This is a genomic window from Stenotrophomonas sp. I18B00994, assembly GCF_014145825.1.
GTDB classification, from domain to species: Bacteria; Pseudomonadota; Gammaproteobacteria; order Xanthomonadales; family Xanthomonadaceae; genus Stenotrophomonas; species Stenotrophomonas maltophilia.
In genome coordinates, this window is the sequence record NZ_JACIUW010000006.1 from 141,437 (window position 1) to 165,046 (window position 23,610).

Here is a 23,610-nt window from a genome sequence, read left to right on the forward strand (position 1 = left end):
GTCGCCACCTCAGGCCTGCAGGCGTTGGCGGAAATAGGCGATGGTCTCCTTCAGGCCGTCGTCCAGGCCGACCTTGGGCTCCCAGCCCAGATCCGCTTTGGCCAGGCTGATATCCGGCTGGCGTTGGCGTGGATCATCCGAGGGGAGCGGACGGTACTCGATCTTCGACGCGCCGCCGACCAGGCGAAGCACGGTCTCGGCCAGTTCCAGCATCGTGTACTCGGACGGATTGCCGATATTGATCGGACCGGTGAGATCAGCCGGCGAGTCCATCAGCCGCAACATGCCCTCGATCAGGTCATCGACATAGCAGAAGCTGCGCGTCTGGCTGCCATCGCCATAGATGGTGATCGGCTCGCCCTTCAGCGCCTGCACGATGAAGTTGCTGACCACCCGGCCGTCATTGGGATGCATGCGCGGACCATACGTGTTGAAGATGCGCATGACCTTGATCTCCAACTGGTGCTGGCGCCAGTAGTCGAAGAACAGCGTTTCGGCGCAACGCTTGCCCTCGTCATAGCAGCTGCGGATGCCGATCGGGTTGACCCGGCCCCAGTAGCCTTCCACCTGCGGGTGGATTTCCGGATCGCCGTACACCTCGCTGGTGCTGGCCTGCAGGATGCGCGCGCGCAGGCGCTTGGCCAGGCCGAGCATGTTGATCGCCCCATGCACGCTGGTCTTGGTGGTCTGCACCGGGTCCTGCTGGTAGTGGATCGGTGACGCCGGGCAGGCCAGGTTGAAGATCCGGTCCACTTCCACATAGAGCGGGAACGTCACGTCATGGCGCATGAGCTCGAACCGCGGGTGGCCCAGCAGCCCATCCACGTTCGCCTTGCTGCCGGTGTAGAAGTTGTCCACGCAGAGGACGTCATGGCCGCCCGCGATGAGCCGATCGCACAGATGCGACCCAAGGAAGCCCGCGCCACCGGTCACCAGCACGCGTTTCTGATCGTGAGTGAATTTCAAAGCAAACCTCGATCCTTCTGGAACAGCAGGCCAATCGGCGATGGCCACGCGGGCCATGTCCTCGGTCGTCAGCGCGCAACTGCCTGCTGGCCATGGCCCATCGACGGGGAATCGGCCTGCCCCTCCCAAGTCAACGCTACTGGCCGGGCGCCCCTGGCTCACCGGCCGTTTGCAGACCCTCCCGCTATAATCAGGTTTCTCTATCCGGATGGACTGCTTCGATGCCCCTGCCCGCTTTCAAGGCCTACGATATCCGCGGCCGTGTGCCGGAAGAACTGAACGAGGACCTGGCCCGTCGCATCGGCGTCGCCCTGGCCGCGCAGCTCGCGCCGGGCCCGGTGGTCCTCGGCCACGACGTGCGACTGACCAGCCCGGCGCTGCAGGACGCGCTGGCGGCTGGCCTGCGCGGCACCGGCCGCGAGGTGATCGACATCGGCCTGTGCGGCACCGAGGAAGTCTATTTCCAGACCGACCACCTGGGCGCAGCCGGCGGCGTGATGGTCACCGCCAGCCACAACCCGATGGATTACAACGGCATGAAGCTGGTCAAGGAAAACGCACGGCCGATCAGCTCCGATACCGGCCTGTTCGCGATTTCCGACGCGGTCGCCGCCGATACCTCCGAGGCCCAGCCGCCGCGTGCCGGCCAGGTCGCCCAGCATGACAAGAGCGCCTACATCCAACACCTGCTGAGCTATGTCGATGCCGGCAAGCTGAAGCCGCTGAAGCTGGTGGTCAATGCCGGCAACGGCGGCGCAGGCGCCATCGTCGACCTGCTGGCACCGCACCTGCCGTTCGAGTTCATCCGCATCTGCCACGAGCCGGACGGCAGCTTCCCCAACGGCATCCCCAACCCGCTGCTGCCGGAAAACCGCGCCGCCACCGCCAATGCGGTGCGCGAACACGGTGCCGACTTCGGCATCGCCTGGGACGGTGACTTCGACCGTTGCTTCTTCTTCGACCACAGCGGCCGCTTCATCGAGGGCTATTACCTGGTTGGCCTGCTGGCCAAGGCAATCCTGGCGCGCCATCCCGGCGGCAAGATCGTGCATGACCCGCGCCTGGTCTGGAACACGGTGGACATGGTCGAGCAGGCCGGCGGTGTCGCGGTGCAGTGCAAGAGCGGCCATGCCTTCATCAAGGAAAAGATGCGTGCCGAAGACGCGGTGTACGGCGGCGAGATGAGCGCGCACCACTATTTCCGCGAGTTCGCCTACGCCGACTCCGGCATGATTCCGTGGCTGCTGATCGCCCAGCTGGTTTCCGAGAGCGGCCGTTCGCTGGCCGACTGGGTTGAAGATCGCATGGCCGCCTACCCGTGCAGTGGCGAGATCAACTTCAAGGTCGCCGATGCCAAGGCCGCCGTTGCGCGGGTGATGGAGCACTTCGCCGCGCAATCGCCCACACTGGACCACACCGACGGCATCAGTGCCGACTTCGGCAACTGGCGCTTCAACCTGCGCAGCTCCAACACCGAACCGCTGCTGCGCCTGAACGTCGAAGCACGCGGTGACGCTGCGTTGATGCAGGCGCGCACCGACGAAGTTTCCCGTCTGATCCAGCAGTAACCGAGGCCCGCATGAGCAGCATCCAGCCCGTCATCCTGTCCGGTGGATCCGGTACCCGCCTGTGGCCGCTTTCGCGCGAGGCGTACCCGAAGCAGTTCCTGCCCTTGGCGGGTGAACTGACGATGCTGCAGGCCACCTGGAAGCGTGTCGCGCCGATCGCCGCGCGTGGCCCGCTGGTGATCGCCAACGAAGAGCACCGTTTCGTCGCTGCCGAGCAGCTGCAGCAGGTCGGGGCCGAGCCTGCCGCGATCATCCTGGAACCAGTGGGCCGCAACACTGCACCGGCGATTGCCGTGGCCGCGCTGGAGGCCACCCGTGACGGTGCCGACGCGCTGCTGCTGGTGCTGCCCTCCGACCATGTGATCACCGACGAAGCGGCCTTCCGCAGTGCAGTGCAGGCCGCAGCCAGCGCCGCCGACGCCGGCAAGCTGGTGACCTTCGGCATCGTACCAACCGGCCCGGAAACCGGTTATGGCTATATCAAAGCCGCTGATGGACAGGGCGTGCGCGCAGTCGAGCGTTTCGTCGAGAAGCCCGACCTGGAGACCGCCACCGGCTACGTCAGCAGTGGCCAGTACTACTGGAACAGCGGCATGTTCCTGTTCAAGGCCTCGCGCTACCTGCAGGAACTGGAACGCTTCCAGCCGACGATGCTGGCCGGCAGCCGCGGGGCCTGGCAGCAGGCTCGCCGCGATGCGGACTTCACCCGCCTGGACAAGGACGCCTTCACCGCCGTGCCCTCGGACTCGATCGACTACGCGGTGATGGAAAAGACCGCCGACGCGGTGGTGATCCCGCTGGATGCTGGCTGGAACGATGTCGGCTCGTGGACCGCACTGCGCGATGTCTCGCAGCAGGACGGCGACGGCAATGCCCACCAGGGTGATGTGATCGCCATCGATTGCCGCAACACCTACGCCTATGCGCAGCGCCTGGTCGCACTGGTCGGGCTGGATGATGTGATCGTGGTCGAGACCGACGATGCGGTGCTGGTCGGCAAGGCCGACCGCATGCAGGAGGTCAAGACCGTGGTGGCGAAGCTGAAGGCTCAAGGCCGCAGCGAGGCGACGTGGCACCGCAAGGTGTACCGCCCCTGGGGTGCCTACGACTCGATCGACAACGGCGAGCGTTTCCAGGTCAAGCGGATCACGGTCAAGCCCGGCGGCACGCTCAGCCTGCAGATGCATCACCACCGCGCCGAGCACTGGATCGTGGTCAGCGGCACCGCGGAAGTAACCCGCGGCAACGAGGTGATCCTGCTCAGCGAGAACCAGAGCACCTACATCCCGCTGGGCGTGACCCATCGCCTGCGCAATCCGGGCAAGCTGCCGCTGGAACTGATCGAAGTGCAGTCGGGCAGCTACCTGGGCGAGGATGACATCGTGCGGTTCGAGGATACGTACGGGCGCAACTGACGCAGCGGCCGCTGGTGGGTGCCGACCGTTGGTCGGCACGTCGCCTACCGGGTCAGGCGATCTCCGTCATCACCCGCTTCAGGCCGTCCTGCCAGGTCGGCAGCACGATGCCGAAATCCTGCTGCAGCTTGCGGTTGTCCAGCACCGACCAGGCTGGGCGCTTGGCCGGGGTCGGATACTCGGAACTGGGAATCGCCTCGACGGTCGGCACCTTGGCGAGCACGCCAGTGGCCAACGCTTCGGCGAAGATCGCCTCGGCGAACCCATGCCAGCTGGTCTGGCCATTGGCGGTAAGGTGCCAGGTACCAGACAGCTGATCCGAATGCTGCAGCGCCTGCACGGTAACATCGGCGATCAGCGCGGCCGGGGTCGGCGTGCCGATCTGGTCGGCCACCACCCGCAACGCATCACGCTCGGCACCCACGCGCAGCATGGTGCGCAGGAAATTCGCGCCGTGCGAGGCATAGACCCAGGCCGTGCGGAAGATCAGGTGGCGACCACCGGCCGCACGTACGGCATCCTCACCATCTCGCTTGCTGGTGCCATATACACCCAGCGGCGCAGTCGGCTCATCTTCGCGGTACGGCGCGGCACCCTGGCCATCGAACACATAGTCGGTGGAGTAATGCACGAACGGCACGCCATGCGCCGCACACCATCGTGCGATCACCCCCGGAGCCTGCGCATTGGCCGCAAAGGCCGCATCGACCTCCTGTTCGGCACGGTCGACCGCAGTGTAGGCCGCGGCGTTGACCACGATCGAAGGCTGCAGACGATTCAGCAGGGTCGGCAGGCTGTCAGGCTGGCCGAAATCGGCGGTTTCGCAGGCGCTGCCATCCGGCAAAGTGCCGCTGCGCGTGGTCGCAACCACCTTGCCCAGCGGCGCCAGCACGCGCAGCAGCTCCTGGCCGACCTGGCCGTTGCCACCGAACACCAGCACGGTCATGGCACGTAGACCGGCAGGCGGTCTTCGGCGATGTCCTTCAGGAACGGCGCGTTCTCATCCTTGGCCGACAGCGTCGGCGCACTGATCGGCCAGTCCACGGCGATATCGGCATCGTTCCAGCGCACGCCGGCGTCGAAGTCCTTCAGGTAGACCTCGGTACACAGGTAGCTGAACACCGCCCGCTCGGACAGCACCGCAAAGCCGTGCGCGAAGCCTTCCGGAATCCAGAACTGCTTCTTGTTCTCCGCGCTCAGCACCACTGCTTCCCACTGGCCGAAGGTCGGCGAGCCACGACGGATATCCACGGCCACGTCGTAGACCTCGCCTTCCAGCACGCTGACCAGCTTGCCCTGCGGGCGCGGCCACTGGTAATGCAGGCCACGCAGTACGCCCTGCGCGGACGTGGACACGTTGCTCTGCACGAAACGGTCCGGCAGGCCCAGCGCGGCGAAGCGTTCGGCGTTCCAGGTTTCGAAGAAGTAACCACGGGCGTCGCCGAACACGGCCGGTTCGATCACCACGCAGCCCGGCAACTTGGTTTCAATCACTTTCACGGAACGACTCCACGCAGGGCGAGTTTGTGCAGGTATTGGCCATAGCCATTCTTGATCAGCGGGGCGGCCAGCGCCTCCAGCTGCTCAGCATTGATCCAACCGTTGCCGAAGGCGATTTCCTCCGGGCAGGACACCTGCAGGCCCTGCCGGGTCTGGATGGTCTCGATGAAATTGGACGCTTCCAGCAATGACTGATGCGTACCCGTATCCAGCCAGGCGTAGCCACGGCCCAGCGGCTCCAGATGCAGGGTGTTCTCGGCCAGGTACCGACGGTTCAGATCGGTTATCTCCAGCTCACCACGCGGCGAGGGCTTCAGCTCGGCAGCATGCGCGCTGGCGTCACCGTCATAGAAGTACAGGCCGGTCACCGCATAGTTCGAACGCGGGATCTCCGGCTTCTCCACCAGGTCGACTACCTTGCCACTCTTGTCGAACTCGGCCACGCCATAGCGCTCCGGGTCGTTCACCCAGTATCCGAACACGGTGGCGCCCTCCTTGCGTTCATCGGCCCGCTTGAGCACTTCGCGAAGGCCATGACCGTGGAAGATGTTGTCGCCCAGCACCAGGCAGCTCGGCTTGCCGGCGACGAAGTCCTTGCCGATCAGATACGCCTGGGCCAGCCCATCGGGGCTGGGCTGCACGGCGTACTGGATGTCCATGCCCCACTGCGAACCGTCTCCCAGCAGCTGCTGGAACAGAGCCTGTTCATGTGGAGTGTTGATGATCAGCACTTCACGGATCCCCGCCAGCATCAGCACGCTGAGCGGGTAGTAGATCATCGGCTTGTCATACACCGGCAGCAGCTGCTTGCTGACGCCCTTGGTGATCGGATACAAGCGGGTGCCGGAACCACCGGCGAGGATGATGCCCTTGCGTTGGGTCATGTCGTGTCCCTTGTTCAGACTGTGGTGCCGATGCGCTGCAGACGGTAGCTGCCATCCAGCACGCCGTTGACCCATGCCTGGTTGTCCAGGTACCAGTCGACGGTGAAGGTGATGCCCTGCTCGAAGGTATAGGCCGGTTCCCAACCCAGGTCGTTCTTCAGCTTGGAGGCGTCGATCGCGTAACGGCGGTCGTGGCCGGGGCGATCGGTCACATAGGTGATCTGGCTGCTGCGCGGCTGCCCATCCTCACGCGGGCGACGCTGGTCCAGCAGCGCGCAGATTGCCTGTACCACTTCGATGTTCTGCTTTTCCGAATTGCCACCCACGTTGTAGGTCTCGCCGACCTGGCCCTTGGCCAGCACGGTGCGGATCGCCTCGCAGTGGTCTGACACGAACAGCCAGTCACGCACCTGCTTGCCATCGCCGTACACCGGCAGCGGCTCGCCGGCCAGCGCCTTGGCGATCACCAGCGGAATGAGCTTCTCGGGGAAGTGGTACGGGCCGTAATTGTTCGAGCAGTTGGTGGTCAGCACCGGCAGCCCGTAGGTGTGATGGAACGCACGCACCAGGTGGTCCGAGGCCGCCTTGGACGCCGAGTACGGCGAATTGGGGGCATACGGGGTGGTTTCGCTGAACTTGCCGGTCTCACCCAGGGTGCCGTACACCTCGTCGGTGGACACGTGCAGGAAGCGGAACGCCGCGCCCTGCCCGGCCGGCAGCGCCTTCCAGTAGTCGCGCACGGCTTCCAGCAGGCCCAGGGTGCCCACCACGTTGGTCTGGATGAAGGCGCCAGGGCCGTCGATGGAACGGTCGACGTGGCTTTCAGCGGCGAAATTCAGCACCGCATCCGGTTGGTGCTCGGCCAGCAGGCGGGATACCAGCGCGCTGTCACCGATGTCACCCTGCACAAACACGTGGTGCGGGTTGCCGTCCAGGCTGGACAGCGTCTTCAGGTTGCCGGCGTAGGTGAGCACATCGAGGTTGATGACCTTGATACCGCGGGCGACGGCCTCGAGAACGAAGTTACCGCCAATGAATCCGGCGCCGCCGGTGACAAGCCATGTGGGCACTACGTGATCTCCTGTTCAATGTTGACGTCCACAGGCACCCACGGTGCCCGATATAGCGGCACAGAATACATCGAGGGGACCTTCACGACTGCTTGCATGACGTGAACGTGTCAGCGGGACGCGCTATCACGGCTTTTCGTGCTGCATTGCAATACTTTCCATACGCATTCGCATGGTCCCCCCAAGCCAGCTAGAATCAGGGTCCCACCCCCGAACCGGTTGCTGTCGCAGGACCGGATGATCTCCAGCAAATGTGAGCCGGCCAGCGGCCGGCGCTACAAGGACCCCGTACCAGATGAAAATCCTCGTCGCGTACAAGCGCGTGGTGGACTACAACGTCCGCATTCAGGTCAAGCCGGACGGTTCCGGCGTGGTCACCGACGGCGTCAAGCTGTCGCCCAACCCCTTCGATGAAATCGCGCTGGAAGAAGCCCTGCGCCTGCGCGACAAGGGCATCGCCAGCGAAGTGGTGGTCGCCACCATCGCTCCGGCCGATGCCCAGGCGCACCTGCGCAACGGCCTGGCCATGGGCGCCAACCGCGCGGTCCATGTGGTCACCGACCAGGCCATCCAGCCACTCACCGCCGCACGCACCCTGCTCAAGCTGATCGAGAAAGAACAGCCGGACCTGGTGATCCTCGGCAAGCAGGCCATCGACGATGACGCCAACCAGACCGGCCAGATGCTGGCCACGCTCTGGGGCCGCCCGCAGGCGACCTTCGCCAGCAAGCTCGAGGTCGCCGACGGCAAGGCCACGGTGACCCGCGAGGTCGACGCCGGCCTGGAAACGCTGGAAGTGGACCTCCCGGCGGTGGTCACCACCGACCTGCGCCTGAACGAACCGCGCTTCATCAAGCTGCCGGACATCATGAAGGCCAAGGCCAAGCCGCTGGAGACCCTGCAGCTGGCCGATCTGGGCGTTGAAGCCGCCGACACCTTCAAGACCACCCAGTACGCCGCGCCGTCCAAGCGCAGCAAGGGTGTGATGGTCAAGGACGCGGCCGAACTGGTTGCCGCACTCAAGCAGAAGGGGCTGCTGTAATGAGCAAGATTCTCGTCATCGCCGAACACCACGACGGCAAGCTCAACGCCGCCACCGCCAAGACCGTCAGCGCCGCCGCTGCCATCAGCGGTGCCAGCATCGATGTGGTGGTGCTGGCCGCCGATCCGGCCGCCGTCGCCGCTGAAGCCGCGAAGATCGCCGGCGTTGCCAAGGTCCTGACCGTGGCCAACGCCGCCAACGCCCAGGCCATCGCCCAGGTACTGGCCCCGCAGATCGCGCAGCTGGCCAAGGGCTATACCCATGTGTTCGGCCCGTCGACCACCTTCGGCAAGGACCTGATACCGTGCGTGGCCGCCCTGCTCGGCGTCAACCAGGTCTCCGACCTGATGACCGTCGAAGGCAGCCACACCTTCAAGCGCCCGATCTACGCCGGCAACGCGATCATCACCGTGGAAGCCCCGGCCGACCAGATCGTGGTCGCCACCGTGCGTGCCGCGTCGTGGCCGGAAGCCGCCCAGGGCGGCAGTGCCGCCATTGAAGCGGCCAGCGTCGATGCTGCGCTGCCGACCCACACCCGCTTCATCGGCCTGGCCGCCGGTGCCAGCGACCGCCCGGACCTGCAGAGCGCCAAGCGCGTGGTCTCCGGTGGCCGTGGCGTCGGTTCGGAAGAAAACTTCAAGGTCATCTTCCAGCTGGCGGACAAGCTTGGTGCCGCCGTCGGTGCCTCGCGCGCCGCCGTCGATGCCGGCTATGTGCCCAGCGACCTGCAGGTCGGCCAGACCGGCAAGATCATTGCGCCGGAACTGTACGTGGCTGTCGGCATCAGCGGTGCCATCCAGCACCTGACCGGCATCAAGGATGCCGGCACGATCGTGGCGATCAACAAGGACGGCGATGCGCCGATCTTCGAGATTGCGGATATCGGCCTGGTGGGGGATCTGTTTGCGATCCTGCCGGAGCTGGAAAAGGCACTGTAGGCGAACCGCTTGGCCACTCGCTCCCAATCAGGGGCGAGTGGCCCATTCGACCTTCCACACCTGGGCGCCAAACGCACGTGCGGCTGCAAGGCCCACGTCAGAGTCCTCGAACACCACGCACTCGTCGGCGCTTACTCCGAGCAATTGCGCAGCGCGCTGGAAAGGCTCTGGATCCGGCTTCTGCTTCTCAACGTCAGCGCTGGTCACCACCACCGAGAACAGGTCGTCAAGACCCTTCGCCTGCAGCAGCGGACCGACTGAACCCGGCGATGCCGCGGTCACCAGTGCGATACTCACGCGCGGTCGTAGCAGCCGCAGCGTTTCGACCAGCGCTTCATTGACACGAACCTGCGACGCCATGCCTGCATACAGACGGCGTTTGCGTTCAGCCACGCGTTCATGCACGCAAGGATGTCCTGGAAGCACCGACTGCAGCATGAGCCGCCACGCCAGGCGACCCACGGTCCGCTCCAGTGTGGCGTGATCGTAGGGCAGCCCCTCTTCGTCGAGCGCGAGGCGGTAGGCCGCCAGATTGACGGCGTGCGTGTCGACCAAGGTCCCATCGAGATCGACGAGGACAGCCCTGATCATGACGGGCGCGCCGGATAGGCGATCTGGAACTCGCGCACCAACAGGCAAAGGCCCCCGAAGAAAGCGAGGCCGGCCTCACGGTTCGCGCGCAACTGATAAGGAATCAAGCGCAGATAGTTGACCAGCTCATGCAGGTATACCTGCTGCATTCCATCGGCTCCGAGGCGCTGGGTAAGCCCGTCCACCACATGGCGATAGACACTCTCGTACTGGAAAGAACGATGCAACCCAACTGTCAGCCTGTTGCCAACGAGGCTGGCGCGGGGTGCTTTGTGCAACGCCTCGTAGCCCAGATGCAGGGACTGCATCAGCTTGGCAAAGTCGATCAACGGAGACTGGAAGCCATTGACTGGATTGGGATCGATCAGGAACCAGCGCCCAGGCTCCAGTACGGTGCCCTCGAGCATGATGTTCTCGATAGTAAGGTCGCCATGAATGCTGGACTGCCGACGGTCCGTCAGTCGACCGATGAACGCTTCGGGGTCCTCCATCATTTCCAGCTGGGCCAGGTCGAAAGGCTCGCCGTTGAGCTCAATCCAGCCCATATCGAGTATGTCCTGGAACTCCGCGCGAATGGTGCGATAGTTCGCCACCACCTTGGTGGCAATGTAATCGGCCACTACCGCATCCGACGCAGGTTCGCAGGCGCTGATGGCATGGAAGCTGGACATCCGCTCGATGACGTCGTCCAGCAAGGCCATGGACATGTTGACCGGCTCGGAGTGAATACCCTCATACAGGTCGCGGCTTCCTCCTATGAACGCCATGTCATAGAAATAGTCTTCGCCATCGGCACGGGTTTCGATAATGTCCACCAGCGGAAGATCGCCGCGATAATTCTGCAACCATTCACGCTGGATGCGCAGCTTGGCTCCAAGCGCACCCGTCGCGAACTTGCGGACACGCAGCGTCCCGGCAACTTCCACCAGCGCAGTGACGGCACCAGATCCACCGTGGAAGATCCGGTGCACGAGAACGTCATCGATTCCGCGCTGCTCGAACTCGGAAAGCAAGCCGCCGCGTCCACGATAGTGCCTATCCAGAAACGCATTGTATTGGCCAAGCGAATTGAACGTCTGCGATCTCGACCTCAACTGACCTCCGCCGTAGGCCTCAAGCCTGCTGATCGCGCGCAGGCCACCACGCAGACCTGCCAACGCATTGAATCCCGACAGGTAGGCGTACACCAGGATGATCGGCACCGGCAGAATCAGGTAAGCCAGCAACCACGGGCTCTTCAACACAGCAAGGGATGCCGGCTGGCCTTGAGTGGTATCTCCGTAGACCGCAAGGAAGGTGGTGGCAACGTCTTGATCTGCACCCATGGAGAACAACGCCAGCGACGCAAGCGCCGCTCCCCACATCGCGACGGTCAACGCCCAGAAGCGCCCACGCGCAAGCAGTGACGGCTGCAGCAGCAACTGTGTCACCAGATAGCAGAAATGCAGGATCGCGCTCTTCAGGCTGTCGTTGAACAGCGACGCCAACATCAACAGGGCGCGACGTGATGCAGCGGAACACAACAGCAACACGAAAAACGCGCCCAGCGCGAACAATGTGACCAGCGAACCCAGCACCAGCTGCGGGGCAGCCGGCCAGCCGGGCAGCACCACGAGAAGCAGAACGAGTATGGCCAGATCGATCAGGCGCTCAACGAAGACTGTCGCCAGGACCGTGGAAAACCGCGTTCGCACGGTATAGGACAGCAGTCCAGTTCTGACAAGCTCGCCCAGCCGCAGGGGCAGCAATGCATTGATGAGGTAGCCAACGCTGAGTGCCGCGAGCGGGCGCGTATTGGACACTTCCACCCCGGACCGGGAAAGGATGACCCGCCAGCGAATGGTTCGGACAATATGCGAGAAAAGCAACAGCAACACAGCTGCGACAAAAAAGCCCGGTTTCATTCCAGCGGCCCTTCCAGCCGCTGCAGCTCTTCGCTCCGGAGAAGCGCCTCGCGATACTCTTCCGGCGTACCAAACGGAATATGAGAGTCCAGATCGAAGCCGCGCACTTCGCCTCCGGATGCCACGATGTCATTGTACAGACCGCTGACGAACAGCTCCGGATAGGGACAGGTGCGCTCATACGAGCGTGCCGCCGTTTCGATCAGGTGCATGCTGCGGAAACCATACAGGCCGGCGATGGCACGGTCACTGATTGCGACCTTCTCCGCAGTACGCTGCAGTCGCCCCTCCGCATCGTAAGCTGCGAAGGAGAAGTGCGGAGTTGTCGAACGAAAATGGGAAAGGAAGCCATCAGCCCCCCGCTCCAGCGCAGTGATCGCCTGCTTCAGGCGCGAGTAGGAGAACGCGTGGTCGCAGTCGTTGACCAGCACCGGCCCCTCACCCGCCAGGGCCCCGACCTTCAGCACAGTTTCCAAGGCCCCGGAGGTAACCTCAGGGATGGCCAGCACCTGTGCGTCAGGAAAGTATCTCTTGACCTGCGCGTCGATGCCGAAGCCATCGATATGCTCCTGCAGCACCACGAACACCAAACGCGCATGCGGAAGCTCGCGTAGCACGCTGCGGGTCGCCCAGTAGAAGAACGGCTTGCCGCCCAACTGGATCATTGGCTTGGGCAAGGGCTCACCCTGCTGGGCGAACCGTGAACCACGGCCGGCCATCGGCATGATCATGCACGCATCAGTCATTGGCCACCACCTTCCATGAGTAACGGGAGATCACCCGCTGCCGATGCTCGGCAGACGGGAAGGACGAGCGGGCAATCATCGCTCTCAATGCGATGCCCAGCGTCTGGAAAGATTGACGAACCAGTTTGACATTGGAGACCTGGTCGTCTTCGCGCCAAGAAATAGGCATGAACCTTATCCGATCCCCGCGAATGACCTGCGCGCAGAGCATCACGCAGTTGAATGTGAGGTTATCCGGGTAGCGCAAGACCTCATTGATCCGCAGGCGATTCACCCGATACATGTTGAGGCCGGCTCCCAGATCGTGGATACGTCGGCGCAGGCACAGGGAATAGATCGCGTTGAAGACGAAGTTGCCAAAAATCCGGAACCGTGAATAGCCCGGCGAATGCGACCCGGCCATGAAACGGCTTCCGAGGACCGCGTCAACGTCGAGTGCATCGGGGCGCTCAAGCACACTCCGGAAGTCTGCGATGGTGCCTTGATCGTCCCCATGCAATACGACCACCCAGTCGAAGCCGTGCTCAAGTGCATACTGGAAAGCAACCTTGTGCGAACCGCCAAGACCGTAGTTGGCATCGTTGGTCACCAGGGAAATATAGGCATCGCCGCGCTTGCGCGCATGCTCTGCGACAACGTGCCGTGTTGCGTCGGTACTGCCATTGTCAACGACGATCACCTGTGACACGCAAGAGCGCACCCAGCCATCTTCCAGCTGTGCCAGTACGCGTAGGACTTGCCGCTCGCAGTTGTAAGCCGGCACAAACACCAATGTCCTATTGCTCATCTGCCTTTTTCCCTGAGATCCAGCGGGTAACAAAAAAATTGCACGCCAACGAGAGAGGCGTCACCAGTATCTTGGCGGCAATTGCCGCCGTCGTTGACTGCAGCGTGTACGCGGAGGAGAGATGGAGTGCGATCGCCTCAATCGCCGCCGCCGACAGCAGAATATTCACCTCAGTGTAGAAGAAGTAACCCAGAATCGGCTTCACACCGCGGCGCGCTCCATCGAACAGCAGCACCCTCGACACCACGAACACCGCCATCGCCGCCGTCGTCGCGCTGACGAGATTGGCCAGCCCAGGCGGCAAGGCCAGTGCATGGACAAGTCCAAAGAACAGGCACATGTCCAAACACCAGCCGAAGCCGGAGAACAGCACAAAGCCGAGCGCGCGCCGGGCTTCCTGCCACGCCGGCCAAGGCAGTTTCATCAGTTGCTCTCCAGGGGCTTATCCACACCAAGCGGTTCAGGATCCTCCGGAATCGCGCTCAACGTCTCCGCAGGAATCGCCTGGACGTCCTTGGCTTCCAGTCCGGCCTCCTTCAACCACGCTCCGTCCGCGATCCAGCGACGCTTGCCGTTCTTGACATAGAACCATCCATCCTGACGGCTTCCGTCCAGCGGGGCCCGGCGCACGATCTGCCCATCGTAGAGATCAGCAGTGCGGGTGGCTCCACCGTTGGTCGCAATGGGTCCAGTGTCGGCGGTGATCGGGCTGGGATTCTCCGCAATGGTCGCCAGCTCGGCAGCACTGATCTGCACAACATCAGCCGTTGTCAGCCCCTGCGTTTCCAGCCACTTGCCATCCAGTATCCAACGCCGCTTGCCTTCGGACACATAGAACCATCCATCGTCCTTGCCGCCACTCTGCGCCGGACGGCGCACCACCTGGCCTTCGTAACGGATGGCCGCCGCCGAAGGAGGCCTGTCAAGATCATCCGACACAACCGCCGAAATCAACGGAAGGTCGGCATAGGCCCTGGTTTCCGTCGCCGCGCAGCGCGCAAGCAGCGCAGCAGTCAGTTCTTCCTTCGGCACTTCGGTTGAAAAGCCCTCAGGCGCAAATGGAATGAAGGCGCGGGGACCATCGCGCATCGCGGTTTCGCAGATGCTCTTGGTCCACGTTGGAACGGAGTGCCAATGCATGGATGGGCTGTTCAATTCGAACCGTCCGGCGGAGGTCGCCAGCAACGGAACTGCCAATGCAGCTGCGACCGCCTGCCCCCACCTGCTGCGACAGGCCGTCAGCACCAGGCTGGTGAAGAACAGCAGATTCAGTCCAGTGAAGTAGCGGTCCGGGAACGTACTGCTGTAACCATCAAAGATCGCCGACAAGCCGGATCGCATGACCAGCATGGCGGCCAGGTTGACCAGCGTCGCCCCCCAGAACAGGTACAAGGGATAACCCGCTGAAACTGCTGGCAGCTCTGCAGACCTGCGCGTCCGCCACAACTGCGCAGCTACCGCGACCACCACTGCCACCACGATGAGCAATACGGAGGCATCTGTCAGCGAAGAATAGAACCAGAAAACAATCGGATACAGGAGCGATCGGGCCATTGCGAACTCTACCCACGCCTCAACCTTGACCGGCATGGAGGCAGCGCCTGTATCGCTGAAGGTCTGACTGGTCAACATCAGCAACGGCAGCAGCGCGGTAAGCCCCACCAGCATGGCCGCGACCAGATCGCCACGACGGCGTTCATGCATGAATCTCAGCAACAGCAACCCGCAGGCTACGCCCGCCACACCGATCCCCACCGGGAATGTGAGTCCCGATATCAAGGAGAATACGAGGCCTATGGCGATACCTACACGACGGCGACTGCCGGGCAGGAACAATGGCAGCAGCAGCAGTGTCTGCAGATAGGGGAACATGAATCCCAGGTTGAGGATCCGCCCATAGATCTCATTCGCGTCTCCACCTACAGGCAGAAGCGCGATTGAAAGTACGATGGCGGCAACTCCCCAGAACGGAAGGTGGCCGCGGAATACGCGCACAGCCACCAGCACCATGCCCGCACTGAACATGTTAGACAACACGAACAACACAAGAGGCAGATAGTAGAGATTGCCCCCCAGGAATACGTCGATTACCCAGCTTGCAATCTGCAGAAATATGATGAAACCAACGATCGGAAAGACTCTGGTATCGAACGCAGTGTCATAGAAACCGCGGGTCAACAGATCCCCGAACCAGGTGCCATCCTCGGCATACAATGATGGATAGGTGATGGGGTCCAGATTCCGCAGGCAGAACAGCGTGAAAGCCGCAATGAAGAGCAACGTCATCCCGATCAGCCGGAGTGCGTTCTTGTTTTTTGTCAATGGACTCTTCATATCTGCCGCGCTGTTGAACTGAAACGAATAGTAAAAACCGAGGCCGACCGCCTCGGTGATTTTTCAAACGACCGCATGCTGGGGCCGGGAGCAGATCGTGCTCCCGGCCCCCAGAACAGCAGCAGACCCGTTACTGACCCAGCGGATTCGGATCCTCTGGAATCTGGGCAAGCTCGGCCGCGGGGATCTCGATTACTTCGGCCGGACTACGGCCGTGCTCGGCCAGCCAGGCGCCATTGCTGATCCACCGACGCTTGCCCTGCTCAACGAAGAACCAACCATCTTCTTTGCCACCGTCACTGGCAGGGCGGCGCACGATCTTGCCCTCGTACTTTTCAGCAACCGGGTTGGCAGCTGCCGGCGCAGGCTCCGCAGCCGGATTTTCCGCAGCTGGGGCCGGCTGGCCTTCGGCGGCCGCACGCTCAGCCGGAGACTTGCCGCATGCGGCAAGACCCAGCGCGATAGCCAGAACAACAACTCCATTCCTAATCTGATTCATCGAACCTGTTCCCCTTTGGATAGTGTTTTTCGAAAGCACTTGAATCGATCAACTCAGCGATTTGCCAACGCGTGGAACTGACTACCGATCGATGCAGCAGGCGGCGCGAAGACCGGCGCGTTCATGAAGCTGGCAACGCGGGCAAGGCTTTCATCCCAGCCCGAGCGCGCCTTCATTTCTTCCGCGGCAGTCCTGCGCATTCCCTCGAGGTTCGCATGGTTCTCCAGAGCGTAGACCAGCGTCTGCGCCAGGCAGTTTGCGGTGGGCGGTGAAAGCAGGCAATTGCTGCCATCGCGCAACAGCCACGTGTTGGCCTCGTTGTGGTTGGTAACCACGGTAGTACCGCAGGCCATCAACTCGAACGGCAGATACGAGGGATGCTTCGTCATCATCATGACGAAGCCCGCATGGCAACTGCGGTAGAGGTTACCGGTCTCACGATAGGGCAGAAGGCCCACGCTTTCCACCACCCCAACCAGATCGAATTCAGCCGGATCCCAGCCCGTACCCGCACAGATGATCTGCACGCGATCGCCCATTCGCGCCTTCACCTTGCGCAGCGCAGCAGCAGCAAGTTCGAACGCGTTGCGGGGCGTGCCCGGGCGCGCGTAGTAGAACAGGCGCTTCACTGATGCGTGGTCGTCGCGCTCACCCGCGCCCGGATGGAACACCGTCGTATCCACGCTTGGCTGCAGCAGCACCGCAGAACCACCGTACTGCTGCTCGTAGATTTCCTTGAGGGTCTGCGTGTTGCAGATGCCCAGGAAACCGAAGCTGTAGGTGAATTCAGCCTGTGCGTAAGTGCTGCCCGCCGGATAGAAGGCCGGTTCGAAGTCCTGCATCATGTAGAACTTCAACCCGGTGTTCTGCACACCCACCAGCACATAGGCGGTGGTCCACAGGGTCGCCACAGAATAGTCCGAAGGCGGTATCTGGGCGATCTTCTCGCCACTGTCGAGCACGATCACTTCCGAATTCGCCAGCCCCGGGAATGCCTTGCCCAGGCTTTCCTGCATGGCCACAGGATCGGCCTGGCCGCAGATCAGGAATCGCTGCTTCATCCCCGAGCTGCGGTGCAGACTCTCGGCCAGGCGGAGAATAGTCATCACCCCGCCATAGAATGGATTGTCGAAGTAAGGCAGATACCAGGCACAGACCCGTTGGGCAGGGTCGGCAGCAACCCGCTCGGGGTGCTGCTGCTGTTGCGACAGACTTGCCACATCGAGATCGATGATCTGGGCCAGGGCCAATGCATCGCTGGTGTAGCCCGCCCAGATGGAAGCATTGGCGGGGACGACACGATCACCACGGAGTGCGCGAACGGCCGAAAGAATCCTTTTTTTCATTTGTTGAGCCTCAGGGGACTGACTTGCCGGAACGCCGGATTGAAGTACGGGTCAGCTCGATACTTTTCGCCGTCGTTAGACCAGGCAGCCTGCGCGCCAGAAGGCATGTAGACCACAGCAAAGGGATCGATCAAGCCTCTTCCGCCGCCCGATTCGATGCTCCCAGTGCAGATACGCGTGAATGCCTGCTGCATTTCCACGTCTCCGCAAGGAAAACGTGACACAGTTTGGAACTTCGTCATCTTAAACGCAATCGCGAACGGTGAAGCAGCCCGCATGTTTCGGTACCACTGCGCACCGCCAAACCAGCCATACTCGTGCGGATGTGCGCCGTGAAACAGTGGCGCACTGCTGCCGTCAGCGGCGACAACCCGCCCAGCCTCTTCCACTCGACCGTCCTCGCGGACCGCCAACGCGGAGGTCCAGGCGATATCCGGATGGTGGTGGACCCATCCCAGCAGTTCATTCAGCAATCCTTCCGACAAGCCTACAGCCCGGCCATCAATCATCACGACGCCCGCCGATGCAGCATCCAGCCAATCGGCCACGGCCAACCAGCTAAACGCATCCTGCCGGCGGAGCACGAACCGGCTGTCGGGCAGATTCGCAAATGCCTGCAGTTCGGCACTCGCCTCACCCACGTGAACAGCATGAATGTGCTTGATGCTGGAAAGGTCGGAGACCAGAAGAAGGTTCAGCGTATGCACGAGCTGTTGCGTGGTGCCGGTCTGGATGACAACCACCTCGGAAGCCGATGCAAGCGGCGGCCAGGAGATGTGGAACAACCCCTGATCGGTTCGCTTCACCTGCGCAGGCAGCCCGCGGCTTGCAAAATAGTTCTTCTGCGCGCGCAACTGGCCCATGATCGCGTACGGCTTGGTCTGCAGCCCGGATGCGGTCGACGTCGGCAGGATGCGCCAATGGTAGTGAATGGACGGGACATGCAGGATCCTGCGTGCCGCAGAAGTCACGCGGAAGAAAATGTCCCAATCCTGGGCGCCATCGGTTTCCTTGTTCCATGCACCTGCCTGGCGGACCACCGAGGTCCGCATGAGGTTCAGATGGGTCAGATAGTTGACCGAATGCAGCATCTCCGGACTCCACTGCGGCTTGAACAGTGCGTTCATCCGGCACGTCCCGTCAGCGTTGATGGAGTCCTTGTCCGAGTACAGGAAATCGACTTCGGCGCCCCCTTCCTGCATCGCCGCTACCATGTCGAACAGCGCCCAGGGCGTAATCGTATCGTCGTGATCGAGCAACGCCACGAACTCGCCCTCTGCGTGTTCGAGAGCGGCATTGGAGTTCTCTGAAATACCGCCGTTGGCGGCCAAGAGTATCGCCTTGTGCCGCGGGTCGGAGACACAGCGCTGCTTCAACCATTCCCATCCTTCCAGGTCGTCCACATCGGCCCATGCCAGGCAGGTTTCCCACTCACCGTAGGTCTGCAGTTCGACACTCTGCAGTGTCTCCTCCAGTACTTGGCGCGGAACCTTGTAGATCGGAATGATCAGCGACACCCGCGGGCGGTAGCTGAACGCCTGCGCGGCAGAGGCCTGCTCGGCCAATGCCTGCGGAGACAACTCGGTCACAGCGATGTAGTCGGCCAGATCCTGACAATCCGCACGCAGTGCAGGATTGAAACCTGCCTGCGGCCGGGTCAATGCAATTCCTTCGGCAGAGCGCTGCTGACGGCCCAATGCACGGGCATGACGCGCCTCAGCCTTGCGGATACCCCAGTTCAGCGCGCGCGCGCGCAAGCCTCCCTGAGCATTCCAACGCTGGTAGATCCGCTCAAAGGCGCGCCCTGCTTTGGCGCCAATCGTCTCAGACCGCTGCTGCGCCTGGTACAGATCCCGTGTCAGCGCAGCAATAAGATCGTCGCGGTCTTTGATGTCGCCGATCAGCCGCTGACGGCGAACGCCCACTTCCAGCAGCCCCTGCTCGCGCTCCCGCAAGCGCTGGGCCGACTCGCTTTCGTGCACTGCGATCGAACGCTGGTGGGCAGCGCGCTCCGCCTCAAGGCTGGCGATGATCGCAGCGCGCAATTCACGCTCGTGAGCGATCTCCGCTTCCATGGTGGCCCGAGCTGAAACCTGCTCCGCTTCAAGCGCAGCCAATGCCGTCACCGCTGCGCGACACTCGACCTGAGCGGCGATGGTCCGCTCACGCTCCTTGCCGAGTTCATGCGAGATCTCATCTACCTTCAGCCGCAGCACCTCCCGCTCTGATTCGGCACTCTCCAGTTCCGCCTCCAGTGCGGCGATGGCAGTTGCCAGTTCATGCCGCCCATGGGAGTCCTCGGCGGCGCTCTGCAGTGCCACCAGCTGCTCATTGGCGTGATGCAACTGTTGGCTTTTCTCGTTCACCGTGACGATGCTGCGCTCGTGCTCCGCGCGCACATAGGCAAGGTCGCCCTCAAGGTTGGCCACCTTGCCGCCAAGCACATGCACCTCGTTCTGCCACCAGTCCCGCGCGTAGGCCAGCGCCACGGCGTGGCCCAGCGCTGCGAACAGATGGGCAACGAGGTTGCGCTGATCGCCATCAAGCGTTCCGAGCCTCTTTACCCTTTCTGGAGCGTTCTCACCGACCACCAGGACACCCAGCCCATGAGAGTGGCTGAACTCAAAGGACGGGTACTGGGAAGAGAGCTCAGCCCACAGGCGCCAGACCCCGAAATCGCCCTGCCGCTCCTGCGTGTCATGGAACAGGACCACGGCACGGTCGGACAGCTTCGGCATCCAGCTTTCAAAGTCGTGACGTACCGCCTCGTAGGTATGCAGGCCATCAATATGCAGCAGATCGACACTGCCGTCGTCGAACTTTTCCAGTGCCTGATCAAACGTGCAGCGCAGCAGCTTGGAGAAATCGTTGTACTTTCCATCATGGTATTCACTCAGCCCTGCATGGACCGAGTTTCCATAGAACGCAGCGTGCTCATCGCCCTCCCACGTGTCCACGGCATACGCGCGCGTGCCAAGGCCCAGCTCCTGGATCGTCTGGCAGAAGCTGAGATAGGACGCGCCATAGTGGGTACCCAGCTCAACGAACATCGCCGGACGCAGTGCCTCGACTATCCAGCCAGCGAAGGGAATATGCCCGTGCCAGGCGCTCGGCGGCAGCTTCAACGGCCTGATGAAGGCAGAGTTGTTCAGTTCGATCATCGTCCGTTCTCCTGTTCTTCTTTGCTCTGCGCGCTGGCAATGAACTGCTCTACGGACCCACCGCAGAGCAATGGGACCATCTCGGAAATCTTTTCAAGCGGCCAGTTCCACCACTCGATCCGCTGCAGAGCCTGGATCTGGGCATCGTCGAAGCGGTAACGCACCACTCGGGCCGGATTGCCCACCACTACAGCGAAAGGCGGCACGTCCTTCGCCACAACAGCCCTCGCGCCGATGATGGCGCCATTGCCTACAGTCACTCCTGACATGATCGTGGCGCCATGTCCTATCCAGACGTCGTTGCCGATGCGGGTCGGGCCGCGCGTGGCCGGATGACCGTCGGCATGCGCATCCGGGTGGCCAAGCGCGATCCGCAAGGGAAACGTCGTGACCCACTGCGCGTTGTGCTCACCGCCGCCAAAGATCGCAACCTCGTCGGCAATGGAACAGAACGCACCAATGCTGATCGATTCATGCTCGGCCCATATGCGGAAGTTCGGGCTGCCATAGGTGAACCGACCGATCTGGATGCGCGGATCGTGAACCACCGTTTCAGGAATAAGGGAACCGGTCATGCGGACTCCCCGCTGGTGCCCAGCGACTTGACGGCCACACGCTCGAACGGGACGCCAACCAGGCCATAACGCAGCTTGGTCGATGCGACCTTTATCAGCACGGCATCGTGCAGCCAATGATGCTGGACATTGTCCCAGGGATTGCCTTCCGCGATCGAGACCGTCATCGAGTAGTCCCCGTCAGGCAGAAGCGGAATGGTGAAATCGAACTCGGCTTCCAGCGTTTCTCCTGCGGCCATGGAGCAAGGCTGAGGGACGTATGTATAGGTGTGCTCACCGAAAAGGGACTGCCCCAGGCGATCCTTGACGAAGAAACCGATAATGGTGCTTTCGAGTGCACGTACCGCCGACGCCCGTATCCGCAGCGTCACCTGTTCGCCGCCACGGAATACGTTCAGCGGGCTCAGACCACGGTCCAGCAGCTCGACCGATTCGATGCGGGCCGCCTCGGACGTCCAACCATCGGAATTGTGGATGTTGGAGAACAATGTGAGCTTGGTTTCTTCCTCAACCTGGCTTGCCTCCCTGCGCTCGGGAACCACCTGCTCCTTGGGTCGCTCGCCCTTGATGCTCTTCAGCTTTACTGCTTCGCCATAGACTTCCTGCGCGCAATACTCGATGTACTCAGTCACAACATCCTGCGCCGATGCATGCATGCGCACGTGACCCTTATCCAGCCAGATGGCGCGGTCACAGAAGTTCAGGACCGATCCGGTATCGTGGCTCACAAACAACAAGGTTCCACGCTCGCGGAACGAGCGCAGGAAGCGCATGCATTTCTGCACGAACACGCTGTCGCCAACAGCCAGCGCCTCGTCTACGATCATGATGTCGGCATCGACATGGGCAATTACCGCAAAGGCAAGCCTCACATACATGCCGCTTGAGTACACCTTCACCGGCTGGTTGACGAAATCACCGATATCGGCGAACGCAAGAATGTCCTCGTAGCGTTCGTCGATCTCCTGGCGCGTGAGGCCCAGCAGGGTGGCACTCATGTAGACGTTTTCGCGGCCGGTGAACTCAGGATTGAAGCCAGCACCCAGCTCAAGCAGTGCTGCTACGCGTCCGTGGATATGGGCACTTCCGGTCGTCGGCGTCAGCGTCCCGCAGATGAGCTGCAGAAGCGTTGATTTTCCCGCGCCGTTGCGGCCGACGATGCCGACAGCTTCCCCCCGACGCACGTCAAAGCTGACGTCCCGCAATGCCCAGTATTCGCGGAAATAGTCACGTCGTGCCCGACCCATAAGTCCCGAGACACGCGGAAGGATGAACTGTTTCAGTCGATCGCGCGGATGCTCATAGATCTGGTAAAGCTTGGAGAGCGACTCCACGTGGATGGCCACAGGCCGCTCTTGCGGCACCTGCACATTGCCCGTTGCATTGGCGTCAGAGGACATCTGCAAATCCTCGTCGGGTTTTCTGGTAGACATAGAAAGCTACGCTCAAAAGTACCAACGCAGCCGCCATCGTGATGAACCACCCTGAGAGCTCCGGAATTTCACCGAAAATCAGCAGCTTGCGCGCCTGCTCTACCGGGTAGGTGATGGGACTGAACCGGATCCAGGCGCGGAACTGCTCCGGCAGGCTCGAGGTGGGGTAGACGATGGGAGACAGGAAGAAGAGCACCGTAGTGATCATCACCGTCAGCTGGCCGATGTCCCGAAGATAGACACCGATGGCGGCGAAGAGATAGGTGAATGCCACCGTCATCAGCAGGAGGGGCAGCAGCAGCAACGGCAGCAGGAGAGCAGTCCAGGGCAGATACTGGACCATGGCGAACTGCACAACCAACAGCACGACAACGCTGATTGCAAGGTGGAAAAGCGCCGAGGCAACGGAAACCCATGGAAGGATTTCCAGCGGGAAGACAACCTTTTTCACGTAGCTGACATTGGACAGGATCAGGGACGGCGCGCGATTGATGCAATCGGCGAAGAACCCGTGAATCATCAAGCCAACGAACAGGATCAGGGCAAACTCACCCGTGGATTGCGCCGCACCACCTGCCCAGCGGACCTTGAATATCGAGGAAAACACCAGCGTATAGACCGCGAGCATCAATAGCGGATTGAAGAACGACCACGCAACTCCAGCCAAAGAACCACGATATCGGGCGATGACTTCACGCTTGGCCAATTGATAGATCAACGAACCGTGTTTTGCCAACGAGGCCAGAAGAGCGCCGGGCCCTGCTGATTGGGTATGCATGTCAGTCATGAATTCGTATTGGGTTCGCGCGGCCGACTTGAACGGAACAACGGGGTGTAGCAGTTTCCAGAAG

General features: G+C 62.1%; 21 protein-coding genes. 4 read left to right on the forward strand and 17 right to left on the reverse strand.

All coding sequences use genetic code 11. The features are described from left to right. Nucleotides 1-9: 9 nt before the first annotated feature. Nucleotides 10-966: a UDP-glucuronic acid decarboxylase family protein gene (locus H4O10_RS08640; RefSeq protein ID WP_088470173.1), complete on the reverse strand. Its 957-nt coding sequence runs from the start codon at nt 964-966 to the stop codon at nt 10-12. Nucleotides 967-1,187: 221 nt separating this feature from the next. Here H4O10_RS08640 and H4O10_RS08645 point away from each other — a divergent pair, with 221 nt between their 5' ends. Both H4O10_RS08645 and H4O10_RS08650 read left to right on the forward strand, forming a co-directional pair. Then, on the forward strand, nt 1,188-2,534 hold the full coding sequence (locus H4O10_RS08645) for a phosphomannomutase/phosphoglucomutase (protein WP_033835478.1): 1,347 nt from the start codon (nt 1,188-1,190) through the stop codon (nt 2,532-2,534). 11 nt (nt 2,535-2,545) lie between these two features. Next, the gene (locus H4O10_RS08650) at nt 2,546-3,949 is read left to right on the forward strand and encodes a mannose-1-phosphate guanylyltransferase/mannose-6-phosphate isomerase (protein ID WP_033835477.1); all 1,404 of its coding nucleotides are present in this window, start codon (nt 2,546-2,548) and stop codon (nt 3,947-3,949) included. A 52-nt stretch (nt 3,950-4,001) separates the two neighbouring features. Here the strand turns inward: H4O10_RS08650 and rfbD are convergent, their stop codons facing one another. Genes rfbD through rfbB form a run of 4 tightly spaced genes read right to left on the reverse strand, consistent with a single transcriptional unit; the run spans nt 4,002 to nt 7,403 of the window. Beyond that, nucleotides 4,002-4,895, reverse strand: coding sequence for a dTDP-4-dehydrorhamnose reductase (rfbD, locus tag H4O10_RS08655; RefSeq protein ID WP_049452834.1), 894 nt, complete (start codon nt 4,893-4,895; stop codon nt 4,002-4,004). Then, nucleotides 4,892-5,449, reverse strand: coding sequence for a dTDP-4-dehydrorhamnose 3,5-epimerase (gene rfbC, locus H4O10_RS08660; protein WP_033835936.1), 558 nt, complete (start codon nt 5,447-5,449; stop codon nt 4,892-4,894). Before rfbC ends, rfbD begins: the two co-directional genes overlap by 4 nt. Beyond that, entirely contained in the window at nt 5,446-6,333 is an 888-nt protein-coding gene (gene rfbA, locus H4O10_RS08665) for a glucose-1-phosphate thymidylyltransferase RfbA (protein ID WP_033835935.1), read from the reverse strand. Before rfbA ends, rfbC begins: the two co-directional genes overlap by 4 nt. 14 nt (nt 6,334-6,347) lie before the next feature. Next, the gene (gene rfbB, locus H4O10_RS08670; RefSeq protein WP_033835594.1) at nt 6,348-7,403 is read right to left on the reverse strand and encodes a dTDP-glucose 4,6-dehydratase; all 1,056 of its coding nucleotides are present in this window, start codon (nt 7,401-7,403) and stop codon (nt 6,348-6,350) included. A gap of 295 nt (nt 7,404-7,698) precedes the next feature. On the opposite strand from rfbB, the gene H4O10_RS08675 reads away from it, so the two are divergent. Next, nucleotides 7,699-8,445 (forward strand): electron transfer flavoprotein subunit beta/FixA family protein, encoded by a 747-nt coding sequence (locus tag H4O10_RS08675; RefSeq protein WP_033835593.1) that lies wholly within the window; start codon nt 7,699-7,701, stop codon nt 8,443-8,445. Further along, nucleotides 8,445-9,383, forward strand: a complete 939-nt coding sequence (locus H4O10_RS08680) for an electron transfer flavoprotein subunit alpha/FixB family protein (protein ID WP_033835592.1) — start codon at nt 8,445-8,447, stop codon at nt 9,381-9,383. Before H4O10_RS08675 ends, H4O10_RS08680 begins: the two co-directional genes overlap by 1 nt. 27 nt (nt 9,384-9,410) lie before the next feature. Here the strand turns inward: H4O10_RS08680 and H4O10_RS08685 are convergent, their stop codons facing one another. The 12 genes from H4O10_RS08685 to H4O10_RS08740 all read right to left on the reverse strand — a co-directional run bounded on the left by H4O10_RS08685 (nt 9,411) and on the right by H4O10_RS08740 (nt 23,546). Beyond that, nucleotides 9,411-9,974, reverse strand: coding sequence for an HAD family phosphatase (locus H4O10_RS08685; RefSeq protein ID WP_049397552.1), 564 nt, complete (start codon nt 9,972-9,974; stop codon nt 9,411-9,413). Beyond that, entirely contained in the window at nt 9,971-11,878 is a 1,908-nt protein-coding gene (locus tag H4O10_RS08690; RefSeq protein WP_033835590.1) for a lysylphosphatidylglycerol synthase transmembrane domain-containing protein, read from the reverse strand. The genes H4O10_RS08685 and H4O10_RS08690 overlap by 4 nt, the downstream gene beginning before the upstream one ends. Then, entirely contained in the window at nt 11,875-12,609 is a 735-nt protein-coding gene (locus tag H4O10_RS08695) for an NTP transferase domain-containing protein (protein ID WP_049402806.1), read from the reverse strand. The genes H4O10_RS08690 and H4O10_RS08695 overlap by 4 nt, the downstream gene beginning before the upstream one ends. 7 nt (nt 12,610-12,616) lie before the next feature. After that, nucleotides 12,617-13,411 carry a glycosyltransferase family 2 protein gene (locus tag H4O10_RS08700; protein ID WP_033835588.1) on the reverse strand — a complete coding sequence of 265 codons (795 nt, stop codon included), beginning with the start codon at nt 13,409-13,411 and terminating at the stop codon, nt 12,617-12,619. Beyond that, entirely contained in the window at nt 13,401-13,835 is a 435-nt protein-coding gene (locus tag H4O10_RS08705) for a GtrA family protein (RefSeq protein ID WP_033835587.1), read from the reverse strand. The genes H4O10_RS08700 and H4O10_RS08705 overlap by 11 nt, the downstream gene beginning before the upstream one ends. Continuing rightward, nucleotides 13,835-15,697 carry a hypothetical protein gene (locus H4O10_RS08710; protein ID WP_049402807.1) on the reverse strand — a complete coding sequence of 621 codons (1,863 nt, stop codon included), beginning with the start codon at nt 15,695-15,697 and terminating at the stop codon, nt 13,835-13,837. The genes H4O10_RS08705 and H4O10_RS08710 overlap by 1 nt, the downstream gene beginning before the upstream one ends. Before the next feature lie 178 nt (nt 15,698-15,875). Continuing rightward, nucleotides 15,876-16,244 (reverse strand): hypothetical protein, encoded by a 369-nt coding sequence (locus H4O10_RS08715; protein WP_051188019.1) that lies wholly within the window; start codon nt 16,242-16,244, stop codon nt 15,876-15,878. A gap of 53 nt (nt 16,245-16,297) precedes the next feature. Further along, nucleotides 16,298-17,590, reverse strand: a complete 1,293-nt coding sequence (locus H4O10_RS08720) for a glycosyltransferase family 4 protein (RefSeq protein WP_033835934.1) — start codon at nt 17,588-17,590, stop codon at nt 16,298-16,300. Beyond that, nucleotides 17,587-20,751, reverse strand: a complete 3,165-nt coding sequence (locus H4O10_RS08725; RefSeq protein ID WP_053091535.1) for a class I SAM-dependent methyltransferase — start codon at nt 20,749-20,751, stop codon at nt 17,587-17,589. Before H4O10_RS08725 ends, H4O10_RS08720 begins: the two co-directional genes overlap by 4 nt. Further along, nucleotides 20,748-21,326, reverse strand: coding sequence for a CatB-related O-acetyltransferase (locus tag H4O10_RS08730; protein ID WP_033835933.1), 579 nt, complete (start codon nt 21,324-21,326; stop codon nt 20,748-20,750). The genes H4O10_RS08725 and H4O10_RS08730 overlap by 4 nt, the downstream gene beginning before the upstream one ends. Next, the gene (locus tag H4O10_RS08735; protein ID WP_049397550.1) at nt 21,323-22,726 is read right to left on the reverse strand and encodes an ABC transporter ATP-binding protein; all 1,404 of its coding nucleotides are present in this window, start codon (nt 22,724-22,726) and stop codon (nt 21,323-21,325) included. The genes H4O10_RS08730 and H4O10_RS08735 overlap by 4 nt, the downstream gene beginning before the upstream one ends. After that, nucleotides 22,716-23,546 carry an ABC transporter permease gene (locus H4O10_RS08740; protein WP_080240930.1) on the reverse strand — a complete coding sequence of 277 codons (831 nt, stop codon included), beginning with the start codon at nt 23,544-23,546 and terminating at the stop codon, nt 22,716-22,718. The genes H4O10_RS08735 and H4O10_RS08740 overlap by 11 nt, the downstream gene beginning before the upstream one ends. Nucleotides 23,547-23,610 lie beyond the last annotated feature (64 nt).

What these genes read in the sequence shown, in the direction of transcription:
- H4O10_RS08680 (WP_033835592.1), top strand. Translation starts at nt 8,445, where the DNA reads ATGAGCAAGATTCTCGTCATCGCCGAACACCACGACGGCAAGCTCAAC.
- H4O10_RS08675 (WP_033835593.1), top strand. Translation starts at nt 7,699, where the DNA reads ATGAAAATCCTCGTCGCGTACAAGCGCGTGGTGGACTACAACGTCCGC.
- H4O10_RS08720 (WP_033835934.1), bottom strand. Translation starts at nt 17,590, where the DNA reads ATGAAAAAAAGGATTCTTTCGGCCGTTCGCGCACTCCGTGGTGATCGT.
- H4O10_RS08740 (WP_080240930.1), bottom strand. Translation starts at nt 23,546, where the DNA reads ATGACTGACATGCATACCCAATCAGCAGGGCCCGGCGCTCTTCTGGCC.
- rfbD (WP_049452834.1), bottom strand. Translation starts at nt 4,895, where the DNA reads ATGACCGTGCTGGTGTTCGGTGGCAACGGCCAGGTCGGCCAGGAGCTG.
- H4O10_RS08725 (WP_053091535.1), bottom strand. Translation starts at nt 20,751, where the DNA reads ATGATCGAACTGAACAACTCTGCCTTCATCAGGCCGTTGAAGCTGCCG.
- H4O10_RS08700 (WP_033835588.1), bottom strand. Translation starts at nt 13,411, where the DNA reads ATGAGCAATAGGACATTGGTGTTTGTGCCGGCTTACAACTGCGAGCGG.
- H4O10_RS08710 (WP_049402807.1), bottom strand. Translation starts at nt 15,697, where the DNA reads ATGACGTTGCTCTTCATTGCGGCTTTCACGCTGTTCTGCCTGCGGAAT.
- H4O10_RS08715 (WP_051188019.1), bottom strand. Translation starts at nt 16,244, where the DNA reads ATGAATCAGATTAGGAATGGAGTTGTTGTTCTGGCTATCGCGCTGGGT.
- H4O10_RS08705 (WP_033835587.1), bottom strand. Translation starts at nt 13,835, where the DNA reads ATGAAACTGCCTTGGCCGGCGTGGCAGGAAGCCCGGCGCGCGCTCGGC.
- H4O10_RS08685 (WP_049397552.1), bottom strand. Translation starts at nt 9,974, where the DNA reads ATGATCAGGGCTGTCCTCGTCGATCTCGATGGGACCTTGGTCGACACG.
- H4O10_RS08730 (WP_033835933.1), bottom strand. Translation starts at nt 21,326, where the DNA reads ATGACCGGTTCCCTTATTCCTGAAACGGTGGTTCACGATCCGCGCATC.
- H4O10_RS08690 (WP_033835590.1), bottom strand. Translation starts at nt 11,878, where the DNA reads ATGAAACCGGGCTTTTTTGTCGCAGCTGTGTTGCTGTTGCTTTTCTCG.
- H4O10_RS08735 (WP_049397550.1), bottom strand. Translation starts at nt 22,726, where the DNA reads ATGTCCTCTGACGCCAATGCAACGGGCAATGTGCAGGTGCCGCAAGAG.
- rfbA (WP_033835935.1), bottom strand. Translation starts at nt 6,333, where the DNA reads ATGACCCAACGCAAGGGCATCATCCTCGCCGGTGGTTCCGGCACCCGC.
- H4O10_RS08695 (WP_049402806.1), bottom strand. Translation starts at nt 12,609, where the DNA reads ATGATCATGCCGATGGCCGGCCGTGGTTCACGGTTCGCCCAGCAGGGT.
- H4O10_RS08650 (WP_033835477.1), top strand. Translation starts at nt 2,546, where the DNA reads ATGAGCAGCATCCAGCCCGTCATCCTGTCCGGTGGATCCGGTACCCGC.
- H4O10_RS08645 (WP_033835478.1), top strand. Translation starts at nt 1,188, where the DNA reads ATGCCCCTGCCCGCTTTCAAGGCCTACGATATCCGCGGCCGTGTGCCG.